This is a genomic window from Amycolatopsis sp. NPDC005003, from assembly GCF_053600695.1.
On the sequence record NZ_JBSGAI010000048.1, the window covers coordinates 34,819 to 58,319 of the forward strand.

The 23,501-nt window shown below is 71.9% G+C and carries 25 protein-coding genes; 16 read left to right on the forward strand and 9 right to left on the reverse strand.

Annotation, left to right across the window (positions count from 1 at the left end):
• Window positions 1-21: 21 nt before the first annotated feature.
• The gene (locus ACWED2_RS39380; protein ID WP_449695642.1) at window positions 22-930 is read right to left on the reverse strand and encodes a LysR family transcriptional regulator; all 909 of its coding nucleotides are present in this window, start codon (window positions 928-930) and stop codon (window positions 22-24) included.
• Between the two features lie 71 nt (window positions 931-1,001).
• On the opposite strand from ACWED2_RS39380, the gene ACWED2_RS39385 reads away from it, so the two are divergent.
• The gene (locus ACWED2_RS39385; RefSeq protein ID WP_449695609.1) at window positions 1,002-1,817 is read left to right on the forward strand and encodes a carbonyl reductase; all 816 of its coding nucleotides are present in this window, start codon (window positions 1,002-1,004) and stop codon (window positions 1,815-1,817) included.
• A gap of 6 nt (window positions 1,818-1,823) precedes the next feature.
• On the opposite strand, the gene ACWED2_RS39390 is transcribed toward ACWED2_RS39385, so the two are convergent.
• On the reverse strand, window positions 1,824-2,261 hold the full coding sequence (locus tag ACWED2_RS39390; RefSeq protein ID WP_449695610.1) for a VOC family protein: 438 nt from the start codon (window positions 2,259-2,261) through the stop codon (window positions 1,824-1,826).
• A gap of 110 nt (window positions 2,262-2,371) precedes the next feature.
• On the opposite strand from ACWED2_RS39390, the gene ACWED2_RS39395 reads away from it, so the two are divergent.
• The 7 genes from ACWED2_RS39395 to ACWED2_RS39425 all read left to right on the forward strand — a co-directional run bounded on the left by ACWED2_RS39395 (window position 2,372) and on the right by ACWED2_RS39425 (window position 8,258).
• A complete protein-coding gene (locus tag ACWED2_RS39395; RefSeq protein ID WP_449695611.1) occupies window positions 2,372-2,728 on the forward strand; it encodes an effector-associated constant component EACC1 in 357 nt (118 codons plus the stop codon).
• On the forward strand, window positions 2,725-4,041 hold the full coding sequence (locus ACWED2_RS39400) for a caspase, EACC1-associated type (protein ID WP_449695612.1): 1,317 nt from the start codon (window positions 2,725-2,727) through the stop codon (window positions 4,039-4,041). The genes ACWED2_RS39395 and ACWED2_RS39400 overlap by 4 nt, the downstream gene beginning before the upstream one ends.
• Entirely contained in the window at window positions 4,034-5,368 is a 1,335-nt protein-coding gene (locus ACWED2_RS39405) for a Clp protease N-terminal domain-containing protein (protein WP_449695613.1), read from the forward strand. The genes ACWED2_RS39400 and ACWED2_RS39405 overlap by 8 nt, the downstream gene beginning before the upstream one ends.
• Window positions 5,369-5,425: 57 nt before the next feature.
• Window positions 5,426-6,712: an O-acetylhomoserine aminocarboxypropyltransferase/cysteine synthase family protein gene (locus ACWED2_RS39410; RefSeq protein WP_449695614.1), complete on the forward strand. Its 1,287-nt coding sequence runs from the start codon at window positions 5,426-5,428 to the stop codon at window positions 6,710-6,712.
• The gene (locus tag ACWED2_RS39415; protein ID WP_354851715.1) at window positions 6,709-7,185 is read left to right on the forward strand and encodes a CoA-binding protein; all 477 of its coding nucleotides are present in this window, start codon (window positions 6,709-6,711) and stop codon (window positions 7,183-7,185) included. The genes ACWED2_RS39410 and ACWED2_RS39415 overlap by 4 nt, the downstream gene beginning before the upstream one ends.
• A gap of 35 nt (window positions 7,186-7,220) precedes the next feature.
• A complete protein-coding gene (locus ACWED2_RS39420) occupies window positions 7,221-7,970 on the forward strand; it encodes an MBL fold metallo-hydrolase (protein WP_449695615.1) in 750 nt (249 codons plus the stop codon).
• 114 nt (window positions 7,971-8,084) lie between these two features.
• Window positions 8,085-8,258, forward strand: coding sequence for a hypothetical protein (locus tag ACWED2_RS39425; protein ID WP_449695616.1), 174 nt, complete (start codon window positions 8,085-8,087; stop codon window positions 8,256-8,258).
• On the opposite strand, the gene alc is transcribed toward ACWED2_RS39425, so the two are convergent.
• Together alc and allB are read right to left on the reverse strand one after the other, a co-directional pair.
• The gene (gene alc / locus ACWED2_RS39430; RefSeq protein WP_449695617.1) at window positions 8,255-9,256 is read right to left on the reverse strand and encodes an allantoicase; all 1,002 of its coding nucleotides are present in this window, start codon (window positions 9,254-9,256) and stop codon (window positions 8,255-8,257) included. The genes ACWED2_RS39425 and alc overlap by 4 nt on opposite strands.
• Before the next feature lie 12 nt (window positions 9,257-9,268).
• Window positions 9,269-10,597 carry an allantoinase AllB gene (allB, locus tag ACWED2_RS39435; protein ID WP_449695618.1) on the reverse strand — a complete coding sequence of 443 codons (1,329 nt, stop codon included), beginning with the start codon at window positions 10,595-10,597 and terminating at the stop codon, window positions 9,269-9,271.
• A gap of 127 nt (window positions 10,598-10,724) precedes the next feature.
• Here allB and ACWED2_RS39440 point away from each other — a divergent pair, with 127 nt between their 5' ends.
• The 6 genes from ACWED2_RS39440 to ACWED2_RS39465 all read left to right on the forward strand — a co-directional run bounded on the left by ACWED2_RS39440 (window position 10,725) and on the right by ACWED2_RS39465 (window position 15,207).
• On the forward strand, window positions 10,725-11,201 hold the full coding sequence (locus ACWED2_RS39440; RefSeq protein WP_449695619.1) for a helix-turn-helix domain-containing protein: 477 nt from the start codon (window positions 10,725-10,727) through the stop codon (window positions 11,199-11,201).
• 55 nt (window positions 11,202-11,256) lie between these two features.
• Entirely contained in the window at window positions 11,257-11,706 is a 450-nt protein-coding gene (locus ACWED2_RS39445) for a 2-oxo-4-hydroxy-4-carboxy-5-ureidoimidazoline decarboxylase (protein WP_449695620.1), read from the forward strand.
• A complete protein-coding gene (gene uraH / locus ACWED2_RS39450; RefSeq protein WP_449695621.1) occupies window positions 11,703-12,020 on the forward strand; it encodes a hydroxyisourate hydrolase in 318 nt (105 codons plus the stop codon). The genes ACWED2_RS39445 and uraH overlap by 4 nt, the downstream gene beginning before the upstream one ends.
• Before the next feature lie 2 nt (window positions 12,021-12,022).
• Window positions 12,023-12,904: a factor-independent urate hydroxylase gene (pucL, locus tag ACWED2_RS39455; RefSeq protein WP_449695622.1), complete on the forward strand. Its 882-nt coding sequence runs from the start codon at window positions 12,023-12,025 to the stop codon at window positions 12,902-12,904.
• Window positions 12,905-12,931: 27 nt separating this feature from the next.
• Entirely contained in the window at window positions 12,932-13,552 is a 621-nt protein-coding gene (locus ACWED2_RS39460) for a TetR/AcrR family transcriptional regulator (protein ID WP_449695623.1), read from the forward strand.
• Between the two features lie 77 nt (window positions 13,553-13,629).
• The gene (locus ACWED2_RS39465) at window positions 13,630-15,207 is read left to right on the forward strand and encodes a glycoside hydrolase family 27 protein (RefSeq protein ID WP_449695624.1); all 1,578 of its coding nucleotides are present in this window, start codon (window positions 13,630-13,632) and stop codon (window positions 15,205-15,207) included.
• Window position 15,208: 1 nt separating this feature from the next.
• Here ACWED2_RS39465 and pucD read toward each other — a convergent pair whose 3' ends face one another.
• From pucD to ACWED2_RS39485, 4 genes are read right to left on the reverse strand one after another with little or no spacing between them, the layout of a single operon-like run.
• The gene (gene pucD, locus ACWED2_RS39470; RefSeq protein ID WP_449695625.1) at window positions 15,209-17,470 is read right to left on the reverse strand and encodes a xanthine dehydrogenase subunit D; all 2,262 of its coding nucleotides are present in this window, start codon (window positions 17,468-17,470) and stop codon (window positions 15,209-15,211) included.
• Window positions 17,467-18,807, reverse strand: a complete 1,341-nt coding sequence (locus ACWED2_RS39475; RefSeq protein WP_449695626.1) for an 8-oxoguanine deaminase — start codon at window positions 18,805-18,807, stop codon at window positions 17,467-17,469. Before ACWED2_RS39475 ends, pucD begins: the two co-directional genes overlap by 4 nt.
• Window positions 18,804-19,271 carry a (2Fe-2S)-binding protein gene (locus ACWED2_RS39480; RefSeq protein WP_361082788.1) on the reverse strand — a complete coding sequence of 156 codons (468 nt, stop codon included), beginning with the start codon at window positions 19,269-19,271 and terminating at the stop codon, window positions 18,804-18,806. Before ACWED2_RS39480 ends, ACWED2_RS39475 begins: the two co-directional genes overlap by 4 nt.
• Window positions 19,262-20,134 (reverse strand): FAD binding domain-containing protein, encoded by an 873-nt coding sequence (locus ACWED2_RS39485; RefSeq protein WP_449695627.1) that lies wholly within the window; start codon window positions 20,132-20,134, stop codon window positions 19,262-19,264. The genes ACWED2_RS39480 and ACWED2_RS39485 overlap by 10 nt, the downstream gene beginning before the upstream one ends.
• Before the next feature lie 123 nt (window positions 20,135-20,257).
• On the opposite strand from ACWED2_RS39485, the gene ACWED2_RS39490 reads away from it, so the two are divergent.
• Together ACWED2_RS39490 and ACWED2_RS39495 are read left to right on the forward strand one after the other, a co-directional pair.
• Window positions 20,258-21,580, forward strand: coding sequence for a PucR family transcriptional regulator (locus tag ACWED2_RS39490; protein ID WP_449695628.1), 1,323 nt, complete (start codon window positions 20,258-20,260; stop codon window positions 21,578-21,580).
• A gap of 97 nt (window positions 21,581-21,677) precedes the next feature.
• Window positions 21,678-22,166, forward strand: coding sequence for a MarR family winged helix-turn-helix transcriptional regulator (locus ACWED2_RS39495; RefSeq protein ID WP_449695629.1), 489 nt, complete (start codon window positions 21,678-21,680; stop codon window positions 22,164-22,166).
• On the opposite strand, the gene dctA is transcribed toward ACWED2_RS39495, so the two are convergent.
• Complete coding sequence (gene dctA, locus ACWED2_RS39500; RefSeq protein WP_449695630.1) at window positions 22,163-23,443, reverse strand: C4-dicarboxylate transporter DctA; 1,281 nt, start codon at window positions 23,441-23,443, stop codon at window positions 22,163-22,165. The two genes, ACWED2_RS39495 and dctA, sit on opposite strands and share 4 nt — an antisense overlap.
• Between the last annotated feature and the right edge of the window lie 58 nt (window positions 23,444-23,501).

Here is a 23,501-nt window from a genome sequence, read left to right on the forward strand (position 1 = left end):
CCGGAACGGACGTGATCCGGGTCATTCGGCGGCGGTGCGGCGCAGAACTCCGGCCAGCAGCGCCGCCGGCTCGGACATCGCCCCCGGCAGCCGCGCGAGCACCACCCGCCGCCGCTCCGACGGGCCGCCGCGGACCTCCAGCACCCGCACTCCGGGCGGCACGGCCCCGGCCAGCGAAGCGGGCAACGTCGTCAGCCCGCAGCCCGCGGCGACCAGGTTCAGCTTCGCCAGCCAGTCGCGGGCGGTGTGGGCGATCTCGGGCCGCTCGTCGAGCCCCGGCCACACGCCCATCAGCGTCTCCTCCCCCGCCTGCGGCCCGGCGATCCAGCGCTGCCCGCGCAGGTCCGCGACGTCGACCGGGCCGGCGCCGGCCAGTGGGTGCCCGGCGGGCACCGCGAGGCGGAGGCTGCGCTCGGCGAGCGTCTCGAGGCGCAACGCCGGGGTCTCGGCGTCCGGCGGCCGGAACGGCGGGACCGAGCCGAGCACGGCCAGGTCGAGCGTGCCCGCGCGCAGCGCCCGGACGAGGACCGGCGTCGTGCCTTCCCGGGTGACCACCGTGACGGCGGGATGTGTGCGCCGCAGCCCGGCGACGGCGCGGGGCACCAGCACCGCGCCCGCGCTGGGGAACCAGCCCAGGCGGACCGTGCCGGCGTCGGCGGGCAGCCCGGCCAGCTCGCGCCCGGCGGCGTCGATCTCGTCGAGCACCGCGATCGCCCGGCGCAGCACGATGGTGCCCGCCGCGGTGAGGCGGACGCCGCCGGGCCGCCGCTCCAGCACGGGCGTCCGGGCCACGCGTTCGAGGGACGCGATCTGCCGCGACACCGCGGACTGGGTGTATCCGAGCGCCGCCGCGGCCGCGGTGAGGGTGCCGCGTTCGGCGACCTCGCGGAACACGCGCAGGGCGACCAGGGAGACGTCACCGAAGTCCATGACGTTCACGCATACCACGGTTGCTTCTTTTTCGCTTTTCGCATGGCTGTCGTCGTCTTAGCGTGGCCGGTATGACCCGCATCGCCGTGGTGACCGGGGCCAACCAGGGCCTCGGCTTCGCCCTCGTCCGAGGCCTCGCGGCCCGGCTCAACCCCGAAGACCTCGTCCTGCTCACCGGCCGCGACGCCGGCCGGGTGGCCGCCGCCGCTTCCGCGGTCGCCACCGATCCGGCGACGCGCAGCCGCGTCGAAGGACGCGTCCTCGACGTCTCCGACCCCGATGCGGTCGCCCGCTTCGCCCGGCCGGCCGACATCGTGATCTCGAACGCCATCGGTCCCCTCGACCCCGGCCGCCCGCAGGGCGAGCAGGCCGACGTGTTCCTCGACGTCGCCAACGGCGGCACGCACGCGGTGCTGCGGTCGTTCGGCCCGGTCCTGCGGCCGGGTGGGCGGCTGCTCGTCGTCGCCAGCTCGCTCGGCACCCTGGACCACCTGCCCGAGCCGCTGCGGCCGCGCTTCGACGGCGTCTCGCTGGACGAGGTGGAGAAGGCGGTCGAGGACTGGCGCACGGCGATCCACGACGGCACGGCCGCCGGGCAGGGCTGGCCGGAGTGGATCAACGTGCCGTCGAAGGTGGCGCAGGTCGCGGCGGTCCGCGCGGTGGCGGCCGAGCGCCGGGCGGCGGACCTCGCGGCCGGAACGCTGGTGGCGGCGGTCTGCCCGGGCCTGGTCGACACGCGCGCGTCGCGGCCGTGGTTCAGCGACTTCAGCCAGGCCCGGACCCCGGACGAAGCGGCGCGGCCGGTGCTGGACGTGGTGTTCGCCGACGTCGACCCGGCAACCTACGGCGAGCTGGTCCGGTTCGGCCGCGTGCTGCCGTGGCACTGACCGGGTTCAGAGCACGCAGAACTCGTTGCCCTCGGGATCGGCCATCACGAAGTGGTCGGGACGGCCGTCCAGCTTGTCCTCGCGCAGGACGGTCGCCCCGGCGGCGGTCAACCGGGCGACCGCTTCGACGACCCGCTCCCAGCGCGTCTCCCACGGCACCTCGCGGCCGCCGCCGGCCTGGACGTCCAGGTGGACGCGGTTCTTCGTGACCTTGCCTTCGGGGACCTTGAGGAAGCTCAGGCTCGGCAGGACGCCCTCCGGATCGGTCAGGTACGCGCCGTCGTCCCACTCGTCCTCGGGCACGCCGTGCTGGGTGAACCACGCTTCCCAGCTCGCGAACCCGGCCGGGGGCGGGCGTTCGATGTAGCCGAGGGCCACCGCCCAGAACCTCGCCAGTGCGCGGGGGTCCGCGCAGTCGATCGTCACGCTCCAGGCCACCGTCACGGAAGGGAGCGTAACCGCAAGAGGTGACGGGCACCGCGCGTAACAAGACCGGTTGCCCGCACGACATCCCCGGCACGTTGCCCCGGCCGGGAGGGTGGGCGAGCATTCGCATGGACATCGCCGTTTCCGTGACCGACCCTGCGCTGCAGGAGTCGTTGCTCGACTGGCTGCGCGGCGACCCCGAGCTGAGACCGGCGGTGAAGAGCCGCCACGCGGCCCCGAAGCCGGGCGAACTGGGAACGATCGCCGACGCGATCCTGATCTCGGTCGGCAGCGGCGGCGCCCTGACCGTGCTCGCCTCCGCGTTGAAAGCCTGGGTGCAGCGGCCGCGCGGCAAGCACGTCGTCCTCCGGGTGAGCCGCGGGGAAAACGGTGCGCAGACCACGGAGATCGAGGCCGACCGGGTCGGCTCGGACGACATCGAAGCGATCCTCGACCGCTTGTTCCGGGAGGGCGAATCGCCATGACGTCCGGGGTCCGGGACGAAGCGCGCGTGGTCCTCATCGGCACGTCCCAGTACACCGACGAGCGCCTCCCGCCCATTCCCGTCGTCGAACGGTGCCTGCACGACATGCGGGACGTCTTCACCGATCCGGGGCACGGGCTCGTCCCGGCCGAGCACTGCACCGTCCTGCTCGACGAGCCGGACATCGCCCAGCTGGGACGGCGGATCCGCGAGGCGATGGCGGGCGCGACGGGTCTCCTGGTGGTCTACTTCGTCGGCCACGGCATCATCGGCCGCCGGCACGAGCTGTACCTCGGCCTGCCCGACAGCGACCTGGAACACCCCATCTTCGGGTCTCTGTCCTACGACGCGCTGCGAGACCAGATCCTGGACAGCCCGGCGCGCACGAAGGTCGTCATCCTGGACTCCTGCTATTCGGGCCGGGCCATGGGGGAAACGCTCGCCGACCCGGTGGGGGCGGTCGTCGGCCAGCTCGACATCGACGGCACCTACCTGATCACGTCCGCCCAGCGCGACCAGGTCGCCCTCGTGCTCGACGGCGAGCCGCACACCGCGTTCACCGGCCGGCTGCTGCGGGTCCTGAAGACGGGGATCCCGGAAGCGGGCGAATACCTGACGGTCGACGACGTCTTCCAGCACCTGTCGGCCATGATGACGGCCGCCGGGTTGCCGCGGCCGCAGAAGCGCGGGAGCCAGAACTCGGGCTTGTTCCGGATCGCGCGCAACCACGCCATCTCGGCCGAGAGCGAAGAGGACCTCGACGGCCGGATCGCGGAGATCATCCGGCGGGGCCGGGCGGAGAGCTGGGCTCACCAGCTGCCTGACCTGCGGAAGATCCTGGCTCGTCAGCAGACCCTCCTCGGTGATCGGCATGGGAAGGTCTGGCGGACCGAGCAGCTCGTCGCCCACGCGATCGGCGAGGGCGGTGATCCGGCGGAGGCGGCCGACCGGCTGCGGACCCTGCTCGCCCGGCAATCCGCCGAGCTCGGTGCCGAGCACACCGACGTACTGCGGTCGCGGCACCTCCTCGCGGTGAACCTCGGTGAGTCCGGGTTGCGCGAGGAAGCGATCACGCTGCTTCGCGCGCTGCTGCCCGACATGCGCCGCGTCTTGGGCCACCTCGACCCGGCGTGCTGGCGGGCTCAGCACGTCCTCGCGATCGACCTCGCCCTGACGGGCCGGCTCGAGGAAAGTGCCGCTCTGCTGCGGGAACTGCTGACCATGCAGAAGATCCACCTCGGCGAAGAGGCGCCGCAGACCGCTTGGGTGTCGAGGGACCTGATGCTGCTTTCGCCGGAGGCCGCGGATGTTTGAGCGCTTCACCGATCGAGCGCGGAACGTCATCATCCGGGCCCAGGCGGCGGCCAAGAGCCTGAACCACAACTACATCGGAACCGAACATCTCCTCATGGCGATGGCCGACGACGGCGAAGCGACCGCCGGCCGGGCACTGCGGCACCACGGTCTCACCGTCGAGATGATCCGCTGGGGGGTGGAAGAGATCATCGGGCTGGGCACCCGCATCCCCGAGGGACAGGCTCCGTTCACCCCGCGGGCGAAAAAAGTCCAGGAGCTCGCCCTGCGGGAAGCCCTGCGGCTCAGCCACGACTACGTCGGAACGGAACACCTCCTGCTCGGGCTGATCCGCAAAGGCGATGGGGTCGCCGTCCAGGTACTGGCCAAGCTGGACATCCCGCTGGAGGGACTCCGCCAAACCACCCTGAACCTCATCTCCGATCCGGAGCCGATTCCGGCAGCGGAACCGGCGAAACCGGCACTGCGCCGGCCGGGGCGCAGTCTCACCGGCCTGGCTCACGACGGCGCCTTGGCACCCATCGTCGGCCGGGCCAAGGAGATCGACCGGGTCGTCCAGGTCCTCTGCCGCCGGACCCGGCACAATCCGGTGCTCGTCGGCGAGCACGGAGTCGGCAAGACCGCCATCTTCGATGGTCTCGCTCAGCGGATCGTCGCCGGTGAAGTGCCGGAGCGGCTCAAAGGCAAAGAAGTTCACGCCCTTGCCCATGATGGCCGCGAAGACGGAGACCTGCGCAAAGCTCTGGCCGAAGTCCGGGCCCGCGAAGACGTCATCCTCCTGCTCGACGACATCTCGGAGCTGCTGCACGGCAAACACGCCGAGATCCTGAGCTCGGCCGTGCTGCGCGGTGACGTCCTGGTCGGGTGCACCGCGACACCCGAAAGCTATCGCCGGGTGAACGCGGAAAGCCCCGCACTGGCCCAGCTCTTCCAGCCGATCCAGGTGGTGGAGATGTCCACGGAAACCGCCGTGGCGGTGCTCCGCGTCATGCGCGGCCGTCTCGCCGACCACCACCACCTCGTGATCGAGGACGAGGTGCTGACCAAGGCCGTGGAGCTGGCCTCGCGGTACGACCGGCGGCACCGGCTGCCCAGAAGCGCCCTCGATCTCATCGACGAGGCCTGCGCCCGGACCGCCGGATCGTCGAGCCTGGGCGAGGCGGACCTCAGCCGGACCATGCAGGACCTGCGCAACGAGTGGAAGATCGAAGCGGAACTCCTGGGCGCGATCGAGCCGGCCCACCGCGGGCCGGCGGCGCGGCCGGTACCGGCCGCGTTCCTGCAGGTCTACGGCGGTGTGGACACCGAGATCTGGCGGATCGGCTGAGCCCACCCGGTGGAACGGGATGGCGACGCCCCGAGCCCGCCCGTACCGTGAACCACGATGAGTGAACGCAGCTGGGGCTTCCGCACCCGCGCCCTGCACGCGGGCGGCACGCCCGACCCGGCGACCGGCGCGCGGGCCGTGCCGATCTACCAGACCACGAGCTTCGTCTTCGAAGACGCCTCCGATGCCGCGAACCTCTTCGCGCTGCAGAAGTACGGCAACATCTACAGCCGGATCGGGAACCCGACCGTCGCCGCCTTCGAAGAACGGATCGCCAGCCTCGAAGGCGCGATCGGCGGGGTCGCCGCCGCCAGCGGCCAGGCCGCCGAGTTCCTCACCTTCAGCGCGCTCACCGAGGCCGGCGACCACATCGTGTCCGCGAGCGGGCTCTACGGCGGGACCGTCACCCAGCTCACCGGCACGCTCCGGCGCTTCGGCGTCGAGACGACGTTCGTCAGCGGCGGCATCGACGACTACGCCGCCGCCATCACCGACCGGACGCGGCTGCTCTACACCGAGGTCATCGGCAACCCCGGCGGCGGCATCGCCGATCTCGCCGCGCTGGCGGACCTCGCCCACTCCCACGACATCCCGCTGGTCGTCGACGCGACGCTCGCGACGCCGTACCTGTGCCGCCCGATCGAGCACGGCGCCGACATCGTGCTGCACTCGGCGACGAAGTTCCTCGGCGGGCACGGGACCACGCTCGGCGGGATCGTCGTCGAGTCCGGGAAGTTCGACTGGGGCACCGGGAAGTTCCCGCGGATGACCGAAACCGTCGACAGCTACGGCGGCCTGAAGTACTGGGAGAACTTCGGCGAGTACGCGTTCTGCACCCGGCTGCGCGCCGAGCAGCTGCGGGACATCGGCGCGGTCCTGTCGCCGCACTCGGCTTTCCTTCTGCTGCAAGGGGTCGAGACGCTGCCGCAGCGGATGGACGCCCATGTCGCCAACGCCAAGGCGGTCGCCGAGCACCTCGAAGCGGACCCGCGCGTGGCCTGGGTGTCCTACGCCGGGCTGCCGTCGCACCCGCACCACGACCTGGCGCGGAAGTACCTGCCGGCCGGACCGGGCGCGGTGTTCTCCTTCGGCATCGACGGCGGCCGCGCTTCCGGCGAGAAGTTCGTCGAATCGGTGGAACTGCTGTCGCACCTGGCGAACGTGGGCGACGCGCGGACGCTCGTCATCCACCCGGCGTCGACCACCCATGCCCAGCTCTCGGAGGCGCAGCTCGCGGCCGCGGGCGTCGGCCCCGACCTGATCCGGCTGTCGGTGGGCCTGGAGGACGTCGACGACATCCTCTGGGACCTCGACCAGGCGCTCGGCAAGGCGGTGGCCGGATGACGTACGACGTCGGCGCGGTCGAGCGCCGGGCGATCCTGCGGCGGACGAAGTCGGTGACGCTGGTCGGCGCGTCGGCCAACCCGGCGCGGCCCAGCTACTTCGTCGCGACCTACCTGCTCTCGTCGACGCGCTACGAGGTCAACTTCGTCAACCCGCGGCTCGACACGCTGTTCGGGAAGCCGGTGTACGCGTCGCTGAAGGACGTCCCGGGCGAACCGGACCTGGTCAGCGTCTTCCGCAGGCACGACGACCTGCCGCAGGTGGCCGAGGAGGTCATCGACGCCGGCGCGCGGACGCTGTGGCTGCAACTCGGGTTGTGGCACGAGCCGGTGGCCGACCGGGCGCGGGAGGCGGGCCTGGACGTCGTGATGAACCGGTGCGTCAAGATCGAGCACGCGCGGTTCGCCGGCGGGCTGCACCTGGCCGGGTTCAACACGGGCGTGATCAGCTCGCGGCGGCAGTCGGCGCCGTAGGGAAGACCGCGGTGGCTGCCGCTGTTGGCCCGGATATGACTTTCGGGATCACGTTCTCCGGCGGCCCGACCGCCCTTCTGGAGCTGGGCGGCGTCCGGCTGCTCACCGACCCGACGTTCGACCCGCCCGGCGACCACCCGATCGGCGAGCGCGTGCTGGTCAAGACCGAGGATTCGGCGCTGACCGAGGAGGCGGTCGGGGCGGTGGACGCGGTGCTGCTGTCGCACGACCAGCACCCCGACAACCTCGACGACCGCGGCCGCGCGTACCTGACGACGGTGCCGTTGACGTTGATCACGCCGAGCGGGGCCGAGCGGCTCGGCGGGACGGCGCGGGGCCTGGAGCCGTGGGAGTCGGCGCAGGTGGGCCCGCTGACCGTCACGGCGGTTCCGGCGCTGCACGGGCCTTCCGGAGCGGCACGGCTCACCGGGGACGTCACGGGCTTCGTGCTGACCGGCGACGGGCTGCCGACGGTGTATGTGAGCGGGGACAACGCGTCGGTCGACCTGGTGCGCGAGATCGCGGAACGGTTCCGGGTGGACATCGCGGTGCTGTTCGCCGGCGCGGCCCGGACGCCGTTGTTCGACGGGGCACCGCTGACGCTGACCAGCGTGGACGCGGTCGAGGCCGCGAAGGTGCTCGGGGCGGCGAAGGTGGTTCCGCTGCACTTCCGGGGCTGGGGGCACTTCAGCGAGGGGCCGGACACGCTGCAGGAAGCCTTCGACGCGGCGGGGCTGGCGGACCGGCTCGTGCTGCTCGAACCCGGGCAGCGCGCGGAGGTCTGACGCGGCTGTTCTCCGACCCTATGGCTAGATGCCTCATCGATGTGGCAGTTGGCCATAGGGGCGGAGAACAGGGCACAGCGCGGGCCCGAACGGGGGCCGTGAGAGGCTGGCGGCATGGCCAAGCCGACCCCGCTGCAGTTCCGGAACCTCCTCGTCGCCGCCCTCGCGGCGGCGGGCTTCGTCTGGAGCGTCGTCGTCGGCATGCAGTGGTGGGTCAGCGCGATCATCGGCTGCGCGTGCGTCCTGTCGCTCGCCTCCGCTTACCTCAACCGCCCCGACGCGAGCTAGCGCGTCTTCGCGAACCGGGCCTTCAGGTTCGTGCGACCCGCTTCCGTGAGCCGGCCGAACAACCGCAGCCGCGCCAGGCCGCCGTCCGGGTAGATGTCGAGGCGGGCCTCCGACACCTCCGGGCCGTCCGGCAGGGCGAACCGGTGCCGCGTGTCCGGCTGCAGGCGTGTCTTCGGCAGCAGCGGGACCCACTCGCCGTACGTCTCCCGGCCGCTCACCGACGCCCAGCCGGGCGCATTGCCCTTCAGGTTGCTGGTGTCCAGCTCCACGAACCGGACGATCCCGGCGCCGGCCAGCCGCAGCGTCACCCAGTCGTTGCCGTCGTCGCGGCGGCGGGCCGTCTCCCAGCCTTCCGCCTGGTGGGCCGCCAGGCCCGGCGAGAGGATGTTGTTGGGCGACGAATAGAACCGGTTGCTGCAGCCCGTCACGATCGCGCCGTTCTCCAGCGCCGCCAGGTCGAGCGCGTCCAGGTCCAGCAGGGCGGGGTCCGGGATCGGGGCACCGTGCACGCGCAGGCGCGCCACTCCCCCGTCCGGGTGCTGTGTCAACCGGACGTGCGTGTAGCGCCGGGACCCGTTGACCGCGTAGAAGTTCTCCGTGTGGCCCGCGGCCGGCGCGCGGTCGACCAGGACGTCCCAGTCCGCCGCGGCCACCTCCGCCGCCGACGGGTAGCCCGGGAGCGACGTCGCTTCGACCGAGACGAACGGCGGGTAGTTGCCCTTGAAGAACGCCGTGTCGACGATGACGCCGGCGACCGTGCCGGCCAGGCCGAGCCGCACGATGGCCTGGTCGTCACCCGGTTCGCGGTGGCGGCGGGTCTCCCAGCCGTCGTAGACCTGGCCCTTCGGCCCGAACGTCTCCGCGCGGTGCGCCGGCGCCCACGGGTTGACCAGGTTCTCCTTCTCGGCGAACAGCTCGTCGGTCGCCCACATCACCGTCCCGCCGAAGCGGCGGGAGGCGAGGTCGGGCAGTTCTGTCCACTCCGGACGGTCGGTCACACGGTCTCCATTTCAGCAGTTGCCCCGGGTCCGCAGCGCGCCGCGCGGCTCGTCGCCGGTGATTTCGGTGCCCCGCAGCCAGGTCGAGCGCACCACGCCGGCGAGCGGCCGCCGGTCGTAGGCGCTGACCGGGTTGCGGTGCTTCAGTTTCGCGACGTCGACCACGAACGCCTCGTCCGGCGCGAACACGCAGAAGTCGGCGTCGTAGCCCACCGCGAGGTGGCCCTTGCGGCGCATCCCGGCCTGCGCGGCCGGGCGCTCGGCCATCCAGCGGACGACGTCGGCGAGCGCGAAACCGCGCTGCCGCGCCTGCGTCCAGATCGCAGGCAGCCCCAGCTGCAGGCTGGAAATCCCGCCCCACGCCTGGCCGAAGTCGCCGCTGTCGAAGCGCTTCAGCTCCGGCGTGCACGGCGAGTGGTCGCTGACGATCGTGTCGATGACACCGTCGGCGAGGCCCTGCCAGAGCAGCTCGCGGTTGGCCGCCTCGCGGATCGGCGGGCAGCACTTGAACTGCGTCGCGCCGTCGCGGATCTCCTCGGCGACGAAGCTGAGGTAGTGCGGGCACGTCTCCGCCGAGAGGGCCACGCCGTCGCGGCGCGCGGCGGCGATCAGCGGCAGTGCGTCCGAAGAGGACAGATGCAGGATGTGCGCGCGGGCGTTGGTGCGCCGGGCCGCCTCGATCACCTGCGAGATCGCGAGGTTCTCGGCTTCGCGCGGCCGCGAGTGCAGAAAGTCGACATAGCGACCGCCGTGCGGCTCGGGTGCCTCGTCGATCTCGTGGGCGTCCTCGGCGTGGACGATCATGAGCGCACCGAAGGAGCTCAGCTCCCGCAACGCTTCGTCGAGCCCGGCCGGGTCGAGCGGCGGGAACTCGTCGACGCCGGAGTGCAGCAGGAAGCACTTGAAGCCGAACACCCCGGACTCGTGCAGGCCGCGCAGCTCTCCGGCGTTGCCGGGAATGGCGCCGCCCCAGAAGCCGACGTCGACGTGCACCCGGCCGGCCGCGGCCTTGCGCTTGACCTCCAGTGCCGCGACGTCGACGGTCGGCGGCAGGCTGTTCAGCGGCATGTCCACGATCGTGGTCACCCCGCCCGCGGCGGCCGCGCGGGTCGCCGTCTCGAAGCCCTCCCACTCGGCGCGGCCGGGGTCGTTGACGTGGACGTGCGTGTCGACCAGCCCCGGCAGCAGCACGACGTCGTCGCCGAGGTCGAGGACGCGGTCGCCGGCCAGCGCCGCGCCGCCGGGTTCGACCGCGACGATCCGGCCGCCGTCGACGCCGACGGTCGCGGGGACTTCGCCCGCGGCCGTCACGGCCCGGGCGGCGCGCACCACAAGATCCATCCGAAGCCCTTCGTCGGGAGAAATGACACCGCCGATTTCACAGACCGGAAAGACGGTTTCGCAAAACGACAGTAACCACGGCCCGCGCCGCTCGTCAACGACAGCCGCGGCGCGTTACGGTCATCCCGTGCGGCTTGAGGCGGAGTTCACCAGCGAACCGTTCCACGGCGAAGGTTCGCCGCCCGAGCACGCCGTCGCCGCCCGCGACGCCGCCGCGGAAGCCGGGCTGGACACCGATTTCGGCCCGCTCGGCACCCTCGCCCGCGGTGAGGCGAAGGAGCTGCTCGAAGCGCTGCCGTCGATCGCGAAGGCGGCCCTGGACGGCGGCGCCACGCGGGTCACGCTGCAGCTGCGCCGGGCCGACGACCCGGGCAGCCCGCCCGTCGTCGAGCTGAACGACGCACTGGCCCGGCTGATCGCCGACGTCGAGCGGGAACTGGGCGCCAAGCTGGGCGAACTCGACCGCGCGGGCAAGCAGCGCGCGGTGCGGCTGCTGCGCGAACGCGGCGCCTTCGGCCTGCGGAAATCCGTCTCGTCGGTGGCCGACGCGCTGGGCGTCACGCGGTTCACCGTCTACAACTACCTCAACCGGGAAGCCGACTGACCAGCACCTTCAACAAAATGTTGACGGAACTCCGGCGCCGACGTACGGTCAGCCCGTGCTGCTCACCGAGTTCAACACCACCGACGTCCGCCCGCTGCTGACGGAATGCCTCGCCGTGCCCCGGTGGGTCGACGCCGTGCTGGTGGGGCGGCCGTACGCCGATCTCGACGCGCTGAAAGCCGCCGCCGACCTGCCGCTGAGCAGCGAGGAGATCCGGCAGGCGATGGCTGCGCACCCGCGGATCGGGGAGAAACCGGCGAGCGGCTGGGCGAACTCCGAACAGTCCGGTGTGGACAATCCGGACGCCTTCGCGGCGGCGAATGCCGAGTACGAAGCCAAGTTCGGGCACGTCTACCTGGTCTGCGCGAGCGGCCGCAGCGGCGGCGAACTGCTGAAGATCCTGCGCGACCGGCTGCACAACGACCCGGCGACCGAACTGGCCGTCGCCGGCCGGGAGCTGCTGAAGATCGCCTCGTTGCGGCTGGCCAAGGCGGTGACGGCGTGAGCCTCGTGACGACCCACGTCCTCGACACGGCTGCCGGGCGCCCCGCCGCGGGTATCGCCGTCCGCTTCGAAACCGCCGGCGGGAAGCCGATCGCCGAGGGCCGCACCGACGACGACGGCCGCATCCGCGACCTCGGCCCGGAAACCCTTTCGCCGGGCACCTACCGGTTGGTCTTCGACACCGGCGCCTACCTGGGCCCGGACGCGTTCTTCCCGGAGGTCGCGCTGACGTTCCGGATCACCGACCCCGCGGCGCACCACCACGTGCCGCTCCTGCTCAGCCCGTTCGCCTATTCGACCTACCGAGGGAGCTGACCGTGGCCATCACCCTGGGCCCCAACCAGTACGGCAAGGCGGAGGTCCGCCTGGTCACGGTGCGCCGCGACGGCCCGGTGCACCACCTCAAGGACCTGACGGTGTCGACCTCCCTGCGCAGCGAGCTGGCCGCGACGCACCTGACCGGCGACAACGTCGGGGTGCTGGCGACGGACACGCAGAAGAACACCGTGTACGCCTTCGCGAAGGAGGCGCCGGTCGGCGAGATCGAGGACTTCGGGCTGCGCCTGGCCCGGCACTTCGTGGGCACGCAGGAGAACATCACCGGGGCACGCGTCAAGATCGACGAGCACGGCTGGGACCGGATCGCCGTCGGTGGTTCGCCGCACGACCACGCGTTCAGCCGCTCCGGCGACGAGCGCCGCACGACGGCGGTGACGATCCAGGACGGCCGCGCGTGGGTGGTTTCGGGTATCGACGGCCTGACGCTGCTGAAGTCCACGGGGTCGGAGTTCCACGGCTTCCCGCGCGACGAGTACACGACCCTCGCCGAGACGAACGACCGGATCCTGGCCACCGCGGTCACGGCCCGGTGGCGCTACCAGGGCTCGGCGATCGACTGGGCTTCGTCGCACGCCGAGATCCGGCGCGTGCTGCTGGAGACGTTCGCGACGAAACACAGCCTTTCGCTGCAGCAGACGCTGTATGCGATGGGGGCGGCGGTGCTCGAGACCCGCGAAGAGGTCGCCGAGGTGCGGTTGTCGTTGCCGAACAAACACCACTTCCTGGTGGACCTCAGCCCGTTCGGGTTGAAGAACGACAACGAGGTGTTCTACGCCGCGGACCGGCCGTACGGCCTGATCGAGGGCACGATCCTGCGCGACGACGCCGAAGATCCGGGGCCGGCCTGGGACCTCCACTGAGTTGATAGAACGCTCTATCATCGAACGGTGGCAGGGACCAAGGACCGCATCATGGCCGCCGGCGCCGAGCTCTTCCGGCGCAACGGCTACGCCGGCACCGGGCTGAAGCAGATCGTCGCCGAGGCCAACGCGCCCTTCGGGTCGCTCTACCACTTCTTCCCCGGCGGGAAGGAACAGCTCGGCGAAGAAGTCGTCCGCACCTCGGGGCTCGCCTACATCGCCCTCTTCGACCTCTTCATCGCCCCGGCCGCGGACCTCGTCAGCGGCATCGAAGCCTTCTTCGCCGCCGGGGTCGCGACCCTCGAAGCCACCGACTACGTCGAAGGGTGCCCGATCGCGACCGTCGCCCTCGAGGTCGCCTCCACCAACGAGCCGCTCCGGAAGGCCACCGCCGACGTCTTCACCGCCTGGATCGACGCCGGGACCGAGAAGTTCGCGCGGTTCGGGCTCAGCCGGGAAGCCGCGCGGACCCTCACCATCACCGCCGTCAACAACCTCGAAGGCGCCTTCGTCCTCTGCCGCTCACTGCGCGACACCGAAGCCATGGCCGTTGCCGGGGCCGCGACCGTCGACGTCGCCCGGCGGCTCCTCGGAGAGAGCCCGCAACTCCAACCCGGACTGGACAAAAGTTACCAACATGGCGCTTGACCACGTGGGGATCCACCACGGATCCTGATTGGTGGTCTAGTCCTCCTGCCTCACAACGCCGTCCGGTTGGAGTCGCCATGCGCCGCGCCCTCGCCATCGCCGCCGCCGTCACCACCGCAGCCGCCGCCTCGATCGCGAGCCCGGCCACCGCCCTCGAAAACGGCCTCGCCCGCACCCCGCCGATGGGCTGGAACACCTGGAACACTTTCGAGTGCAACATCAACGAGACCCTCGTCAAGCAGACCACCGACCTGATGGTCGGCACCGGGATGCGGGACCGCGGCTACACCTACGTCAACCTCGACGACTGCTGGATGGCCCGATCCCGCGACGGCGCGGGCAACCTCGTCGCCGATCCCGCGAAGTTCCCCAGCGGTCTCAAGGCGCTCGGCGACTACATCCACGCCCGCGGCATGAAGTTCGGCATCTACGAAAGCGCCGGCACGATGACGTGCCAGAGCTACCCCGGCAGTCTCGGCCACGAACAGGCCGACGCCGCCCTCTTCGCGAGCTGGGGCGTCGACTACCTCAAGTACGACAACTGCTTCAACAACGGCAGCAACAGCCAGGAGGACTACATCCGGCGCTACTCGGCGATGCGCGACGCGCTGAGGGCGACCGGCCGCCCGATCGTCTACAGCATCTGCGAATGGGGTGACTTCGCCCCCGTGAGCTGGGCGGCGGACGTCGGCAACCTGTGGCGCACCACCGGTGACATCACCAACAACTGGGGCACCGTCGACGCGATCTACCGCCAGAACGTCGGGCTCGCCTCCGCCGCGAGGCCGGGCGCCTGGAACGACCCGGACATGCTCGAGGTCGGCAACGGCATGGGCTTCAAGGAGGACCGCGCGCACTTCACGCTCTGGGCGGCGATGGCCGCGCCGCTCATCGCGGGCGCCGACCTGCGCTCGGCGAGCGTCGCCACCTTCTCCGTCTACCTCGACCCGGACGTCATCGCCGTCGGCCAGGACTCCCTCGGCAAGCAGGCCCGGCGGATCGCGACCGGAGACGGCATGGACGTGCTCGCGAAACCCCTCCGGGGCGGCGACGTGGCCGTGGTGCTGCTCAACGAGAACACCACCGCCCGCACGATTTCGACGACGGCCGCCGCGGCCGGGCTGGCCGCCGCGTCGAGCTACCGGCTGACCAACCTGTGGTCGAAGGAGGTCACCACGACCAGCGGCGCGATCAGCGCGAACGTCCTGCCGCACAGCACGGTCGCCTACCGCGTGAAAGCCGGCGCGCACGGCACCAGCACCGACGCCACGCAGCCGATCCAGGGCGCCTCCTCGGCGCGGTGCATCGACGTCAGCGGTGGCTCGGCGACGCCCGGCACCCCGGTCGACATCTGGGACTGCGGCGGCGGCCCCGTCCAGGGCTGGACGTTCACGAGCGCCGGCGAGCTCAAAGCCGGCGGGCTCTGCCTGGACGCCTTCGGCGGCGCCAGCGCCTCCGGGACCGGGCTCGTCGTCTGGGACTGCCACGGCGGCGGGAACCAGAAGTTCCGGCTGGAGGCCGACGGCTCGATCACCCAGGCCGGGCTGTGCGTCGACGTCACGGGCGGCGACAAGCCCGCCGGCAACGTCAACGGCACCCGGCTCGAGCTCTGGGGCTGCAACGACGGCGCCAACCAGAACTGGAGCCTGAAGTGACTCAGGTGCCCGTGAGGTGCTCCGGCCGCACCGGGACGCGGGTGAGCGCGAGCCCGGTCGCGGCCCGGATCGCGGCCACGATCGCCGGCGTCGACGAGATCGTCGGCGGCTCGCCCACCCCGCGCAGGCCGTAGGGCGCGTGCGGGTCGGGACGCTCCAGGACGTCGATGGTCATCGGCGGCATGTCCAGCACCGTCGGGATCAGGTAGTCGGTGAAGGAAGGGTTCCGGATCTTCCCGCCGGAGGTCTGGATCTCCTCCATCACCGCGAGCCCGAGCCCCTGCGCCGAGCCGCCCTGGATCTGGCCCAGCACGGCTTGGGGGTTCAGCGCCTTGCCGACGTCCTGGGCGCAGTCCAGCGCGACCACCTTGACCAGGCCCAGCTCGGTGTCGACGTCGACGACCGCCCGGTGCGCGGCGAACGCGTACTGCACGTGCGCGGTCCCCTGGCCGGTCTCCGGGTCCAGTGCGGACGTCGGCCGGTGCCGCCACTCGATCGTCTCGTCGTAGACGTCTTCGCCGAGGACGTCCACCAGGTCGGCGACCACCTGGCCGTCGGCCGCGACGAGCTTGCCGCCGACCACCCGCACCAGGGTGTCGAACCGGGACAGCAGCCGCGCCCGCACCGCCACGCAGGCGGCCTGCACCGCGCCGCCGGTGACGTAGGTCTGGCGCGACGCCGACGTCGAGCCGCCGTTGCCGATCGAGGTGTCCATCGGCAGGACCGTCACCCGGTCGACGCCGAGTTCGGTGCGGACGATCTGCTGCATGATCGTCACCAGGCCCTGGCCGACCTCGCAGGCCGCGGTGTGCACGGTCGCGGCCGGCTCCCCGCCGACCAGCTGCAGCCGCACGCGGGCCGTCGAGTAGTCGTCGAAGCCTTCGGAGAAGCAGACGTTCTTGATCCCGACCGCGTACCCGACCCCGCGGACGACGCCTTCGCCGTGGGTCGTGTTCGACACCCCGCCCGGCATGTGCCGCAGGTCGAACGGCCGCTCCGGCGGCATCGGCAGGTCGCGGAGGCGGGTCAGCAGCTCGGCGACCGGCGCTTCCGCGTCGACGACCTGGCCGGTCGGCATCAGGTCGCCTTCGCTCATCGCGTTGCGGACGCGGATCTCCACCGGGTCGAGACCGCAGGCCGCGGCGAGCTTGTCCATCTGGGACTCGTAGCCGAACGCCGCCTGCACCGCGCCGAAGCCGCGCATGGCGCCGCACGGCGGGTTGTTCGTGTACGTGCCCCAGCAGTCCACCGAGACGCTGTCCACTTTGTACGGCCCGACGCCGAGCGTCGCCGCGTTCGCGACCACCGCGCCCGTCGAGGACGCGTACGCGCCACCGTCGAGGTACAGGCGCGTCTTCACGTACACGAGCCGGCCGTCGCGGGTGGCGCCGTGCTCGTAGTACATCTTCGCCGGATGGCGGTGGACGTGCCCGTAGAAGGACTCTTCGCGGTTGTAGACCATCTTCACCGGCTTGCCGGTGTGCAGGGCCAGCAGGCACGCGTGCACCTGCATCGACAGGTCTTCCCGGCCGCCGAACGCCCCGCCGACGCCGCCGAGCGTGAGCCGCACCTTCTCGACCGGGAGGCCCAGGGCGGCGACGATCTGCTGCTGGTCGACGTGGAGCCACTGCGTCGCGACGTACAGGTCGACACCGCCTTCGGTGTCCGGCACGGCGAGCCCGGACTCGGGGCCGAGGAAGGCCTGGTCCTGCATGCCGACCTCGTAGACGCCGGAGACGACCACGTCGGCGTCGAGGTCCTGCGGCCCACGGCGGATCTTCACGTGCCGGACGACGTTGCCCCCTTCGTGCAGCGAAGGCCCTTCGCCCGCGACAGCCGCTTCGGAGTCCGTCACGGGAGAAAGCTCTTCGTAGGTGACGGCGATCCGCTTCATCGCGCGGCGCGCGGTCTCCGGGTGGTCGGCGGCGACCAGCGCCACCGGCTCGCCCTGGTAGCGCACGACGTCGGACGCGAGCACCGGCTGGTCGGCGTGCTCGAGGCCGTAGCGGTTGACGCCCGGGACGTCCTCGTGCGTCAGCACCGCGTACACCCCGGGCACGGCGAGGGCTTCCGCGATGTCGATCGAGGCGATCCGCGCGTACGGGTGCGGGCTGCGCAGCGTCACGCCCCACACCATGTCCTCGTGCCACAGGTCCGAGGAGTAGGCGAACTCGCCGCGGACCTTCACCGTGCCGTCGGGGCGCTGCGGCGAGGTGCCGACGCCGTTCGCGGTCGTCGTCGTGACGGCGGTGGTGCTGGTCATCTGGCCTCCCGCAACCGGGCGCTCGCGGCAGCCAGCTCGCGGGCGATGGCGGACTCGTCGGCTTCGCGCAGGGTGCCGTCCTCGACGACGGCCTTGCCGCCGACGAACAGCCGGCGCAGCGGCGGCGTGGTGCCGAGCACCAGCGCCGCGACCGGGTCGGTGATGCCCGCGTAGTTCAGCCCGGTCAGGTCCCAGACGGCCAGGTCGGCGAGCTTGCCGGGGTCCAGGGAGCCGAGGTCGCCGGCGCGGCCGAGGCAGCGGGCGCCGCCCATCGTGCCCATCCACAGCGCTTCGCGCGTGGTCAGGCCGCGGGGCCCGCCGCGCTGGCGGGCCTGCAGCAGCGACTGGTGCAGCTCTTCGCCGAGGCCGCCGGATTCGTTGGACGCGGCACCGTCGGCACCCAGGCCGACCGGGACGCGAGCGTCGAGCAGGTCGCGGACGGGCGCGATGCCGGCGCCGATGCGGCCGTTGGACGTCGGGCAGTGTGCCGACCCGGTGCCGGTGGCGCCGAAGCGGCGGATCGCCTCGGGCGCGAGGTGGATGGTGTGCGCGAGCCAGACGTCGTCGGCGAGCCAGCCGAGCTTGTCGGCGTACTCGGCGGGCGTGCACCCCACTTCGGCGAGGCACTGGCGTTCTTCGTCCAGGGTCTCGGCGAGGTGGGTGTGCAGGCGGACGCCCTTGCGCCGGGCCAGCTCGGCGGCGCCGGACATCAGCCGTTCGGTGACCGAGAACGGCGAGCACGGGCCCGCGGCGATCTGCAGGTGGGCACCGGCGGAGTCGTCGTGGAAGCGGTCGATCGCCGCTTCGGTGCCGATCAGGGCGTCCTCGGTCGGCTCGACCAGGTTGTCCGGCGGCAGGCCGCCGTCGGACTCGCCGCGGTCCATCGACCCGCGCACGACGTGCAGCCGCACGCCGATCCGCTGGCGGGCCGCGGCCAGCGCCGCGACCTGGTCGCCGCCGTCGCGGGGGAAGACGTAGTGGTGGTCGGCGACGGTGGTGCAGCCGGTCAGCGCCAGCCGCGCCATCCCGGCGGTGCCTGCCGCGTGCGTGATCTCGGCGTCGAGGCGCTTCCAGACCGGGTAGAGCGCGACCAGCCACTCGAAGAGCGTGTGGTCGGCGGCCATCCCGCGGGTCGCCCACTGGTACAGGTGGTGGTGGGTGTTGATCAGGCCGGGCGTGACCAGGCAGCCTTCGGCGTCGACGCGCTCGTCGAACTCGCCGGTGTACACGCCTTCGCCGACTTCGGCGATCCGGTCGTTCTCGATTACGACGTGCCCGCTCGCGTACTCCTCGCCGCTGACGGTGGCGATGGCCGCGTTCGCGATGAGCGTCCTCACGCCACTCCCCCCTTCGCGGCCGCGCGCACCGCGTCGAGGATCTTCTCGTAGCCGGTGCAGCGGCAGAGGTTGCCGGCCAGCGCCTCGCGAATCTCCTCGTCACTCGGGTCGGGGACGCGGTTCAGCAGGTCGTGCGCGGCGACGACCAGGCCCGGCGTGCAGAACCCGCACTGGACCGCCCCCGCGTCCACGAAGGACTGCTGGACCGGGTCGAGGGTGTCGCCGTCGGCCAGCCCCTCGACCGTGCGCACCACCCGGCCCTCGGCCTGCCCGGCCGCGACCAGGCAGGCGCACACCGGGACGTCGTCGAGGTAGACCGTGCAGGAGCCGCATTCGCCCTGCTCGCAGGCGTTCTTCGAGCCCGGGAGGCCGAGCCGCTCGCGCAGCACGTACAGCAGGCTTTCGCCTTCCCAGACGTCGTCCGCCTGCCGCGGCTCGCCGTTGATCGTGACATTCAGGCGCATGCGCGCTCCCCCGTCCGGTGTTCGTCCCAGGCCCAGGTCAACGTACGCCGCGCAAGTACCCCCAACGCGTGCTTCCGATACGCGGCGCTGCCCCGGACATCGTCGATCGGCGACGCAGCTTCCCCGACTAGGTCGCCGAAGCGGCGTTTCAGGGAGTCCGGCAGCGGCTCGGGGGACGTCCACGGCAGCTCGGCGGCCAGGAAGTCCTCGGCCTCGCGGGCGCGGCGCGGGGTGGGGGCGGCGGATCCGATAGCCGCGCCCACCGCGCCCTGCCGGAGCGAAATCGCGAAGGAGCAGACCGCGATGACCATCGCGTTGCGCGTGCCGACCTTGGTGAACTGCTGCGGCCCGGCGTGTGCGGGCAGGTGGACGGCGGTGATCAGCTCGTCCTCGGCCAGGGCGTGGCGTTTCACGCCGACGTAGAACTCCTCCGCGCGGAGGAGGCGGGTCCCCCGGACGGAGGCCACCTCGACCTGCGCGTCCAGGGCGAGCAGCACCGGATGGGTGTCGCCCGCGGGCGAAGCGGCGCCGAGGTTGCCCCCGACCGTGCCGCGGTTGCGGATCTGCGGGGACCCGACCGTGCGGGACGCCATGGCCAGCGCCGGGACGGATTCACCCAGTTCAGTGATGACCCGGGAGTACGGGACGCCGGCGCCGAGCCGGACGGTGCCGTCCGGCTGGTCCACAGTGGACCACTCCGCCAGCTCGGGCACCGTGGTCAGGTCCAGCAGCGCCTCGGGACGCCGGTGGTCGAAGTTCAGCTCGACCATGACGTCGGTGCCACCGGCGATCGGCACCGCGCCGGGCCGCTCGGCCTTGAGCGCCAGTGCCTCGGCGAGCGTCGTGGGACGCAGGAACTCCACGGGCGTGCTCCTTCGTGAGGGCGATAGACCAGTAGACGACGGATCACGGCCGGGCGGCAACGGCACCACGCATGAATCGCACCGCAGCGGACCGGGCTGCGTTTGTGCTTTCCTACAAGCCTCATGACGACCGTGAAAACTCTGCTGGGCCTGCCCGGGCTGCGGCTGCGCCCGCGGGCCGGCGACGACCTGCTCGACCGGCCGGTGACGCGCATCTACGTCACGGAGCTGTCCGACCCCGGACGGTACCTGTCGGCCGGTGAGCTGGTGCTTTCCGGCCTGCTCTGGTGGCACGCCCCGGGCGACGCCGAGCCGTTCGTGGCCGCGCTGGCCCGCTCGGGCGCGGCGGCGCTGGCGGCGTCCGGCGCCGACTCGGGCGGGATACCGGACGACGTCGTCGACGCCTGCGTCCGGCACGGGATCCCGCTGCTGGAAGTGCCGGCCGACCTGTCGTTCTCGGTGATCACCGAGCAGGTCGTGCTGGCGCTGGCGGCCGCGTCCGACAGCGCGCGCAAACGTTTGCAGGCGGCCGCGGAAGCACCGGTCGAGACGCTGGTGGACCGCGCCGCGGCGGAACTCGGGCTGCCCTGCTGGGTGCTGTCGGGCCTGGGCCGGACCATCGCCGGGACGGCCCCGCTGCCGATCCCGGCCGGGGACGTCGTCCGCCGGTACGCGGCGCGCGAGCCGGGACCGCTGACGGTGGTCCCGGTCGAGGGGCGGCACGCGGTGCCGTGGCTGATCGCCGTCGGGGGGTCGTTGAGCAGCGCGCAGGCCGAGCTGGCCGAAGAGGTCGCGGGGCTGGTCGGGGTCACCCGGGCCCGTGCGGTGCCGTCCGCCGCCGAGCTGCCCGATGACGTGTGCGTCGTCGCGTTGCGGACCGAAGGCAGTGACGAGAGCCGGGACGTCCTGAGCGAGTGGCTGCCGGACGCGGTGCTGCTCGAAACCTCCGGGGAGACGACCTCCGCGGCGACCGCGCTGCGGCCCTCCCCGGCCGGGTTGTCCATTGTGGAACCCCTGCTCCGGGCGAAGCGGATCCTCTGCGGGGTCGGCGATCCGGGCCCGCGCGACGAAGCCGCGGAGAGCGCCCGGTACGCCGTGGCGTTGGCGGCGCGGCGGCCGGGCCGGGTGGCGGTGGTCCGGGCCGGCGAGGCCGACGTGCACGAGCTGCTGCTGGCCGGCGCGCCGGCCGGGCTGCGCGCGGCGCTGCGGCGCCGGGTGCTCGGGCCGCTGCTGGCCTACGACGCCGAGCAGCACACGGATCTGGTGCACACGGTCCGGGTGTTCCTGGCGTGCTCGGGCTCGCCGACCCGGGCGGCGAAGGCGTTGCACGTCCACGTCAACACGCTGCGGTACCGCATCGGGCGGGCCGGCGAGCTGCTGGGCGTGGATCTGACGGAGTTCACCGACCAGCTCGAGGTGTATCTCGCCTTGCAGGCCGGCGATTAGAACGGCCGCTCGCCCGCTCGGCGCAGGGGGCGCGCCTCGCACCCCATCGGCCGCCGTCTCGCGTTGCGCGACAGGGGGCAAAGGGGAGGATGAGGGCGTGCACCCCGAAATCGGTTCGGCCCAGCAGGCGGCGGACGACGCCCGCGTGCTGGCCTTCGGGCAGCTGCAGGGCGCGGCGCACCGGCTCCGGTACCTGCTCGGGCGGGCACTGGAACGCGAATGCGGGATCACGCAACTGATGTACGAGGTCCTGCTGATCGTGGGCCGCACCGGCGAGGACGGGCTGACCATGCGCTCGATCGCCCAGGAGCAGGTGCTCACCACCGGCGGGGCGACCCGGCTGGTCGACCGGATGGTGGCGACCGGGCTGGTGACCCGCACGGCTTCCCCGAGCGACCGGCGGGTCCAGCTCGTCCGGCTGACCGCCTTCGGCGAGGAGACGACCGTGCGGGCCAGCCGCCTGCACGTGGCGAACATCGAGCAGTTCTTCTTCGGGCCGCTGCCCGAGGACCACCGGGAGCGGTTCGCCGAAGACCTGCGGACGCTGAGCCACTTCGCCCGCGACGCGCTCCCGCGGCTGCGTTAAGCCGCGACCGGCGTCACTCCTTCGAGGGTTTCCCGCAGCCTGTCCCGGTCCAGCTGGCCTTCCGACTTCGCCACCACGAACGTCGCCACGCAGTTGCCCAGCAGGTTGACGAACACGCGCATCGAGTCCATCAGGCGGTCCGCGCCCAGCAGCAGGGCCACGCCCGCCACCGGGAACGCGCCGATCGCCGCGGCGGTGGCCGACAGGGCCAGGAAGCTCGAGCCCGGGACGCCCGCCATGCCCTTCGACGTCAGCATCAGGATCAGCACCGCCAGCAGCTGCTGGCCGAGCGTCATCTCCACGCCGAACGCCTGGGCCAGGAACACCGTGCAGATCGACAGGTAGATGGTCGCGCCGTCGAGGTTGAACGAATACCCGGTCGGGACCACCAGGCCCGTCGCGGCGCGGGAGCAGCCCGCGTCGGTGAGCTTGACCATGATCCGCGGCATCACCGACTCCGTCGAGGCCGTGCCCAGCGCGAGCAGGAACTCTTCGCGGGCGTAGCGGAGGAACTTCCAGACCGAGACCCCGGCGTAGAAGCGGGAAATCGCGGCGAGGACGAGGGTGAAGAGCACGGCCGCGCCGTAGCAGGCGGCGATCAGCTTGGCGTAGGTGCCCAATGTGGACAGCCCGTACTGGCCGATGATGAACGCCATCGCGCCGAACGCGCCCAGCGGCGCGACCCGCATGATCCAGCCCATCACCTTGAAGATGACCTGCTGCACCTGGTCGACGAAACCGAGCACCAGCGGCGCCCGCTCCCGCCCGACCGCGGCCAGCGCCACACCGAAGAACACCGCGAACACCAGCACCTGCAGCAGCTGGTTCTGCGCGAACGCGTTCACCACGCTGTCGGGGATCGTGTGCAGCAGGAAGTCCCCGACCGACGGCAGCTGCCCGCCCTTGGTCTGCGCGGTGACGGCTTTCGGGTCGAGCGTCGCCGGGTTGATGTCGAGGCCGGCACCCGGCCGGAAGACGTTCGCCACGACCAGGCCGAACAGCAGCGCGAACGTCGTCACGACCTCGAAGTAGACAATGGCCTTGAGTCCGATTCGTCCGACCGCTTTGATGTCCCCGACGGCCGCGATCCCGGTCACCACGACACAGAAGATCAGCGGCGCGATGATCATCTTGATCAGCCGGATGAAGCCGTCACCGACCGGTTTGAGCTGGGCTCCGAGCACCGGCCAGAAGTGCCCGACCAGCACGCCCGCGACCACGGCCACGAGCAGCTGCACGAACACCGACGTCCACCAGCGCTTCTTGTTCTCCGCCATGGCCGGACCCTAAGCATCGGATGTTCCAGCGGTGTTAACGCTCGCAGTGACGTACCCG

What these genes read in the sequence shown, in the direction of transcription:
- ACWED2_RS39395 (WP_449695611.1), top strand. Translation starts at nt 2,372, where the DNA reads ATGGACATCGCCGTTTCCGTGACCGACCCTGCGCTGCAGGAGTCGTTG.
- ACWED2_RS39380 (WP_449695642.1), bottom strand. Translation starts at nt 930, where the DNA reads ATGGACTTCGGTGACGTCTCCCTGGTCGCCCTGCGCGTGTTCCGCGAG.
- ACWED2_RS39415 (WP_354851715.1), top strand. Translation starts at nt 6,709, where the DNA reads ATGACGTACGACGTCGGCGCGGTCGAGCGCCGGGCGATCCTGCGGCGG.
- dctA (WP_449695630.1), bottom strand. Translation starts at nt 23,443, where the DNA reads ATGGCGGAGAACAAGAAGCGCTGGTGGACGTCGGTGTTCGTGCAGCTG.
- ACWED2_RS39405 (WP_449695613.1), top strand. Translation starts at nt 4,034, where the DNA reads ATGTTTGAGCGCTTCACCGATCGAGCGCGGAACGTCATCATCCGGGCC.
- ACWED2_RS39385 (WP_449695609.1), top strand. Translation starts at nt 1,002, where the DNA reads ATGACCCGCATCGCCGTGGTGACCGGGGCCAACCAGGGCCTCGGCTTC.
- pucD (WP_449695625.1), bottom strand. Translation starts at nt 17,470, where the DNA reads ATGACCAGCACCACCGCCGTCACGACGACGACCGCGAACGGCGTCGGC.
- ACWED2_RS39410 (WP_449695614.1), top strand. Translation starts at nt 5,426, where the DNA reads ATGAGTGAACGCAGCTGGGGCTTCCGCACCCGCGCCCTGCACGCGGGC.
- ACWED2_RS39425 (WP_449695616.1), top strand. Translation starts at nt 8,085, where the DNA reads ATGGCCAAGCCGACCCCGCTGCAGTTCCGGAACCTCCTCGTCGCCGCC.
- ACWED2_RS39465 (WP_449695624.1), top strand. Translation starts at nt 13,630, where the DNA reads ATGCGCCGCGCCCTCGCCATCGCCGCCGCCGTCACCACCGCAGCCGCC.
- ACWED2_RS39400 (WP_449695612.1), top strand. Translation starts at nt 2,725, where the DNA reads ATGACGTCCGGGGTCCGGGACGAAGCGCGCGTGGTCCTCATCGGCACG.
- ACWED2_RS39420 (WP_449695615.1), top strand. Translation starts at nt 7,221, where the DNA reads ATGACTTTCGGGATCACGTTCTCCGGCGGCCCGACCGCCCTTCTGGAG.
- ACWED2_RS39480 (WP_361082788.1), bottom strand. Translation starts at nt 19,271, where the DNA reads ATGCGCCTGAATGTCACGATCAACGGCGAGCCGCGGCAGGCGGACGAC.
- allB (WP_449695618.1), bottom strand. Translation starts at nt 10,597, where the DNA reads ATGGATCTTGTGGTGCGCGCCGCCCGGGCCGTGACGGCCGCGGGCGAA.
- ACWED2_RS39490 (WP_449695628.1), top strand. Translation starts at nt 20,258, where the DNA reads ATGACGACCGTGAAAACTCTGCTGGGCCTGCCCGGGCTGCGGCTGCGC.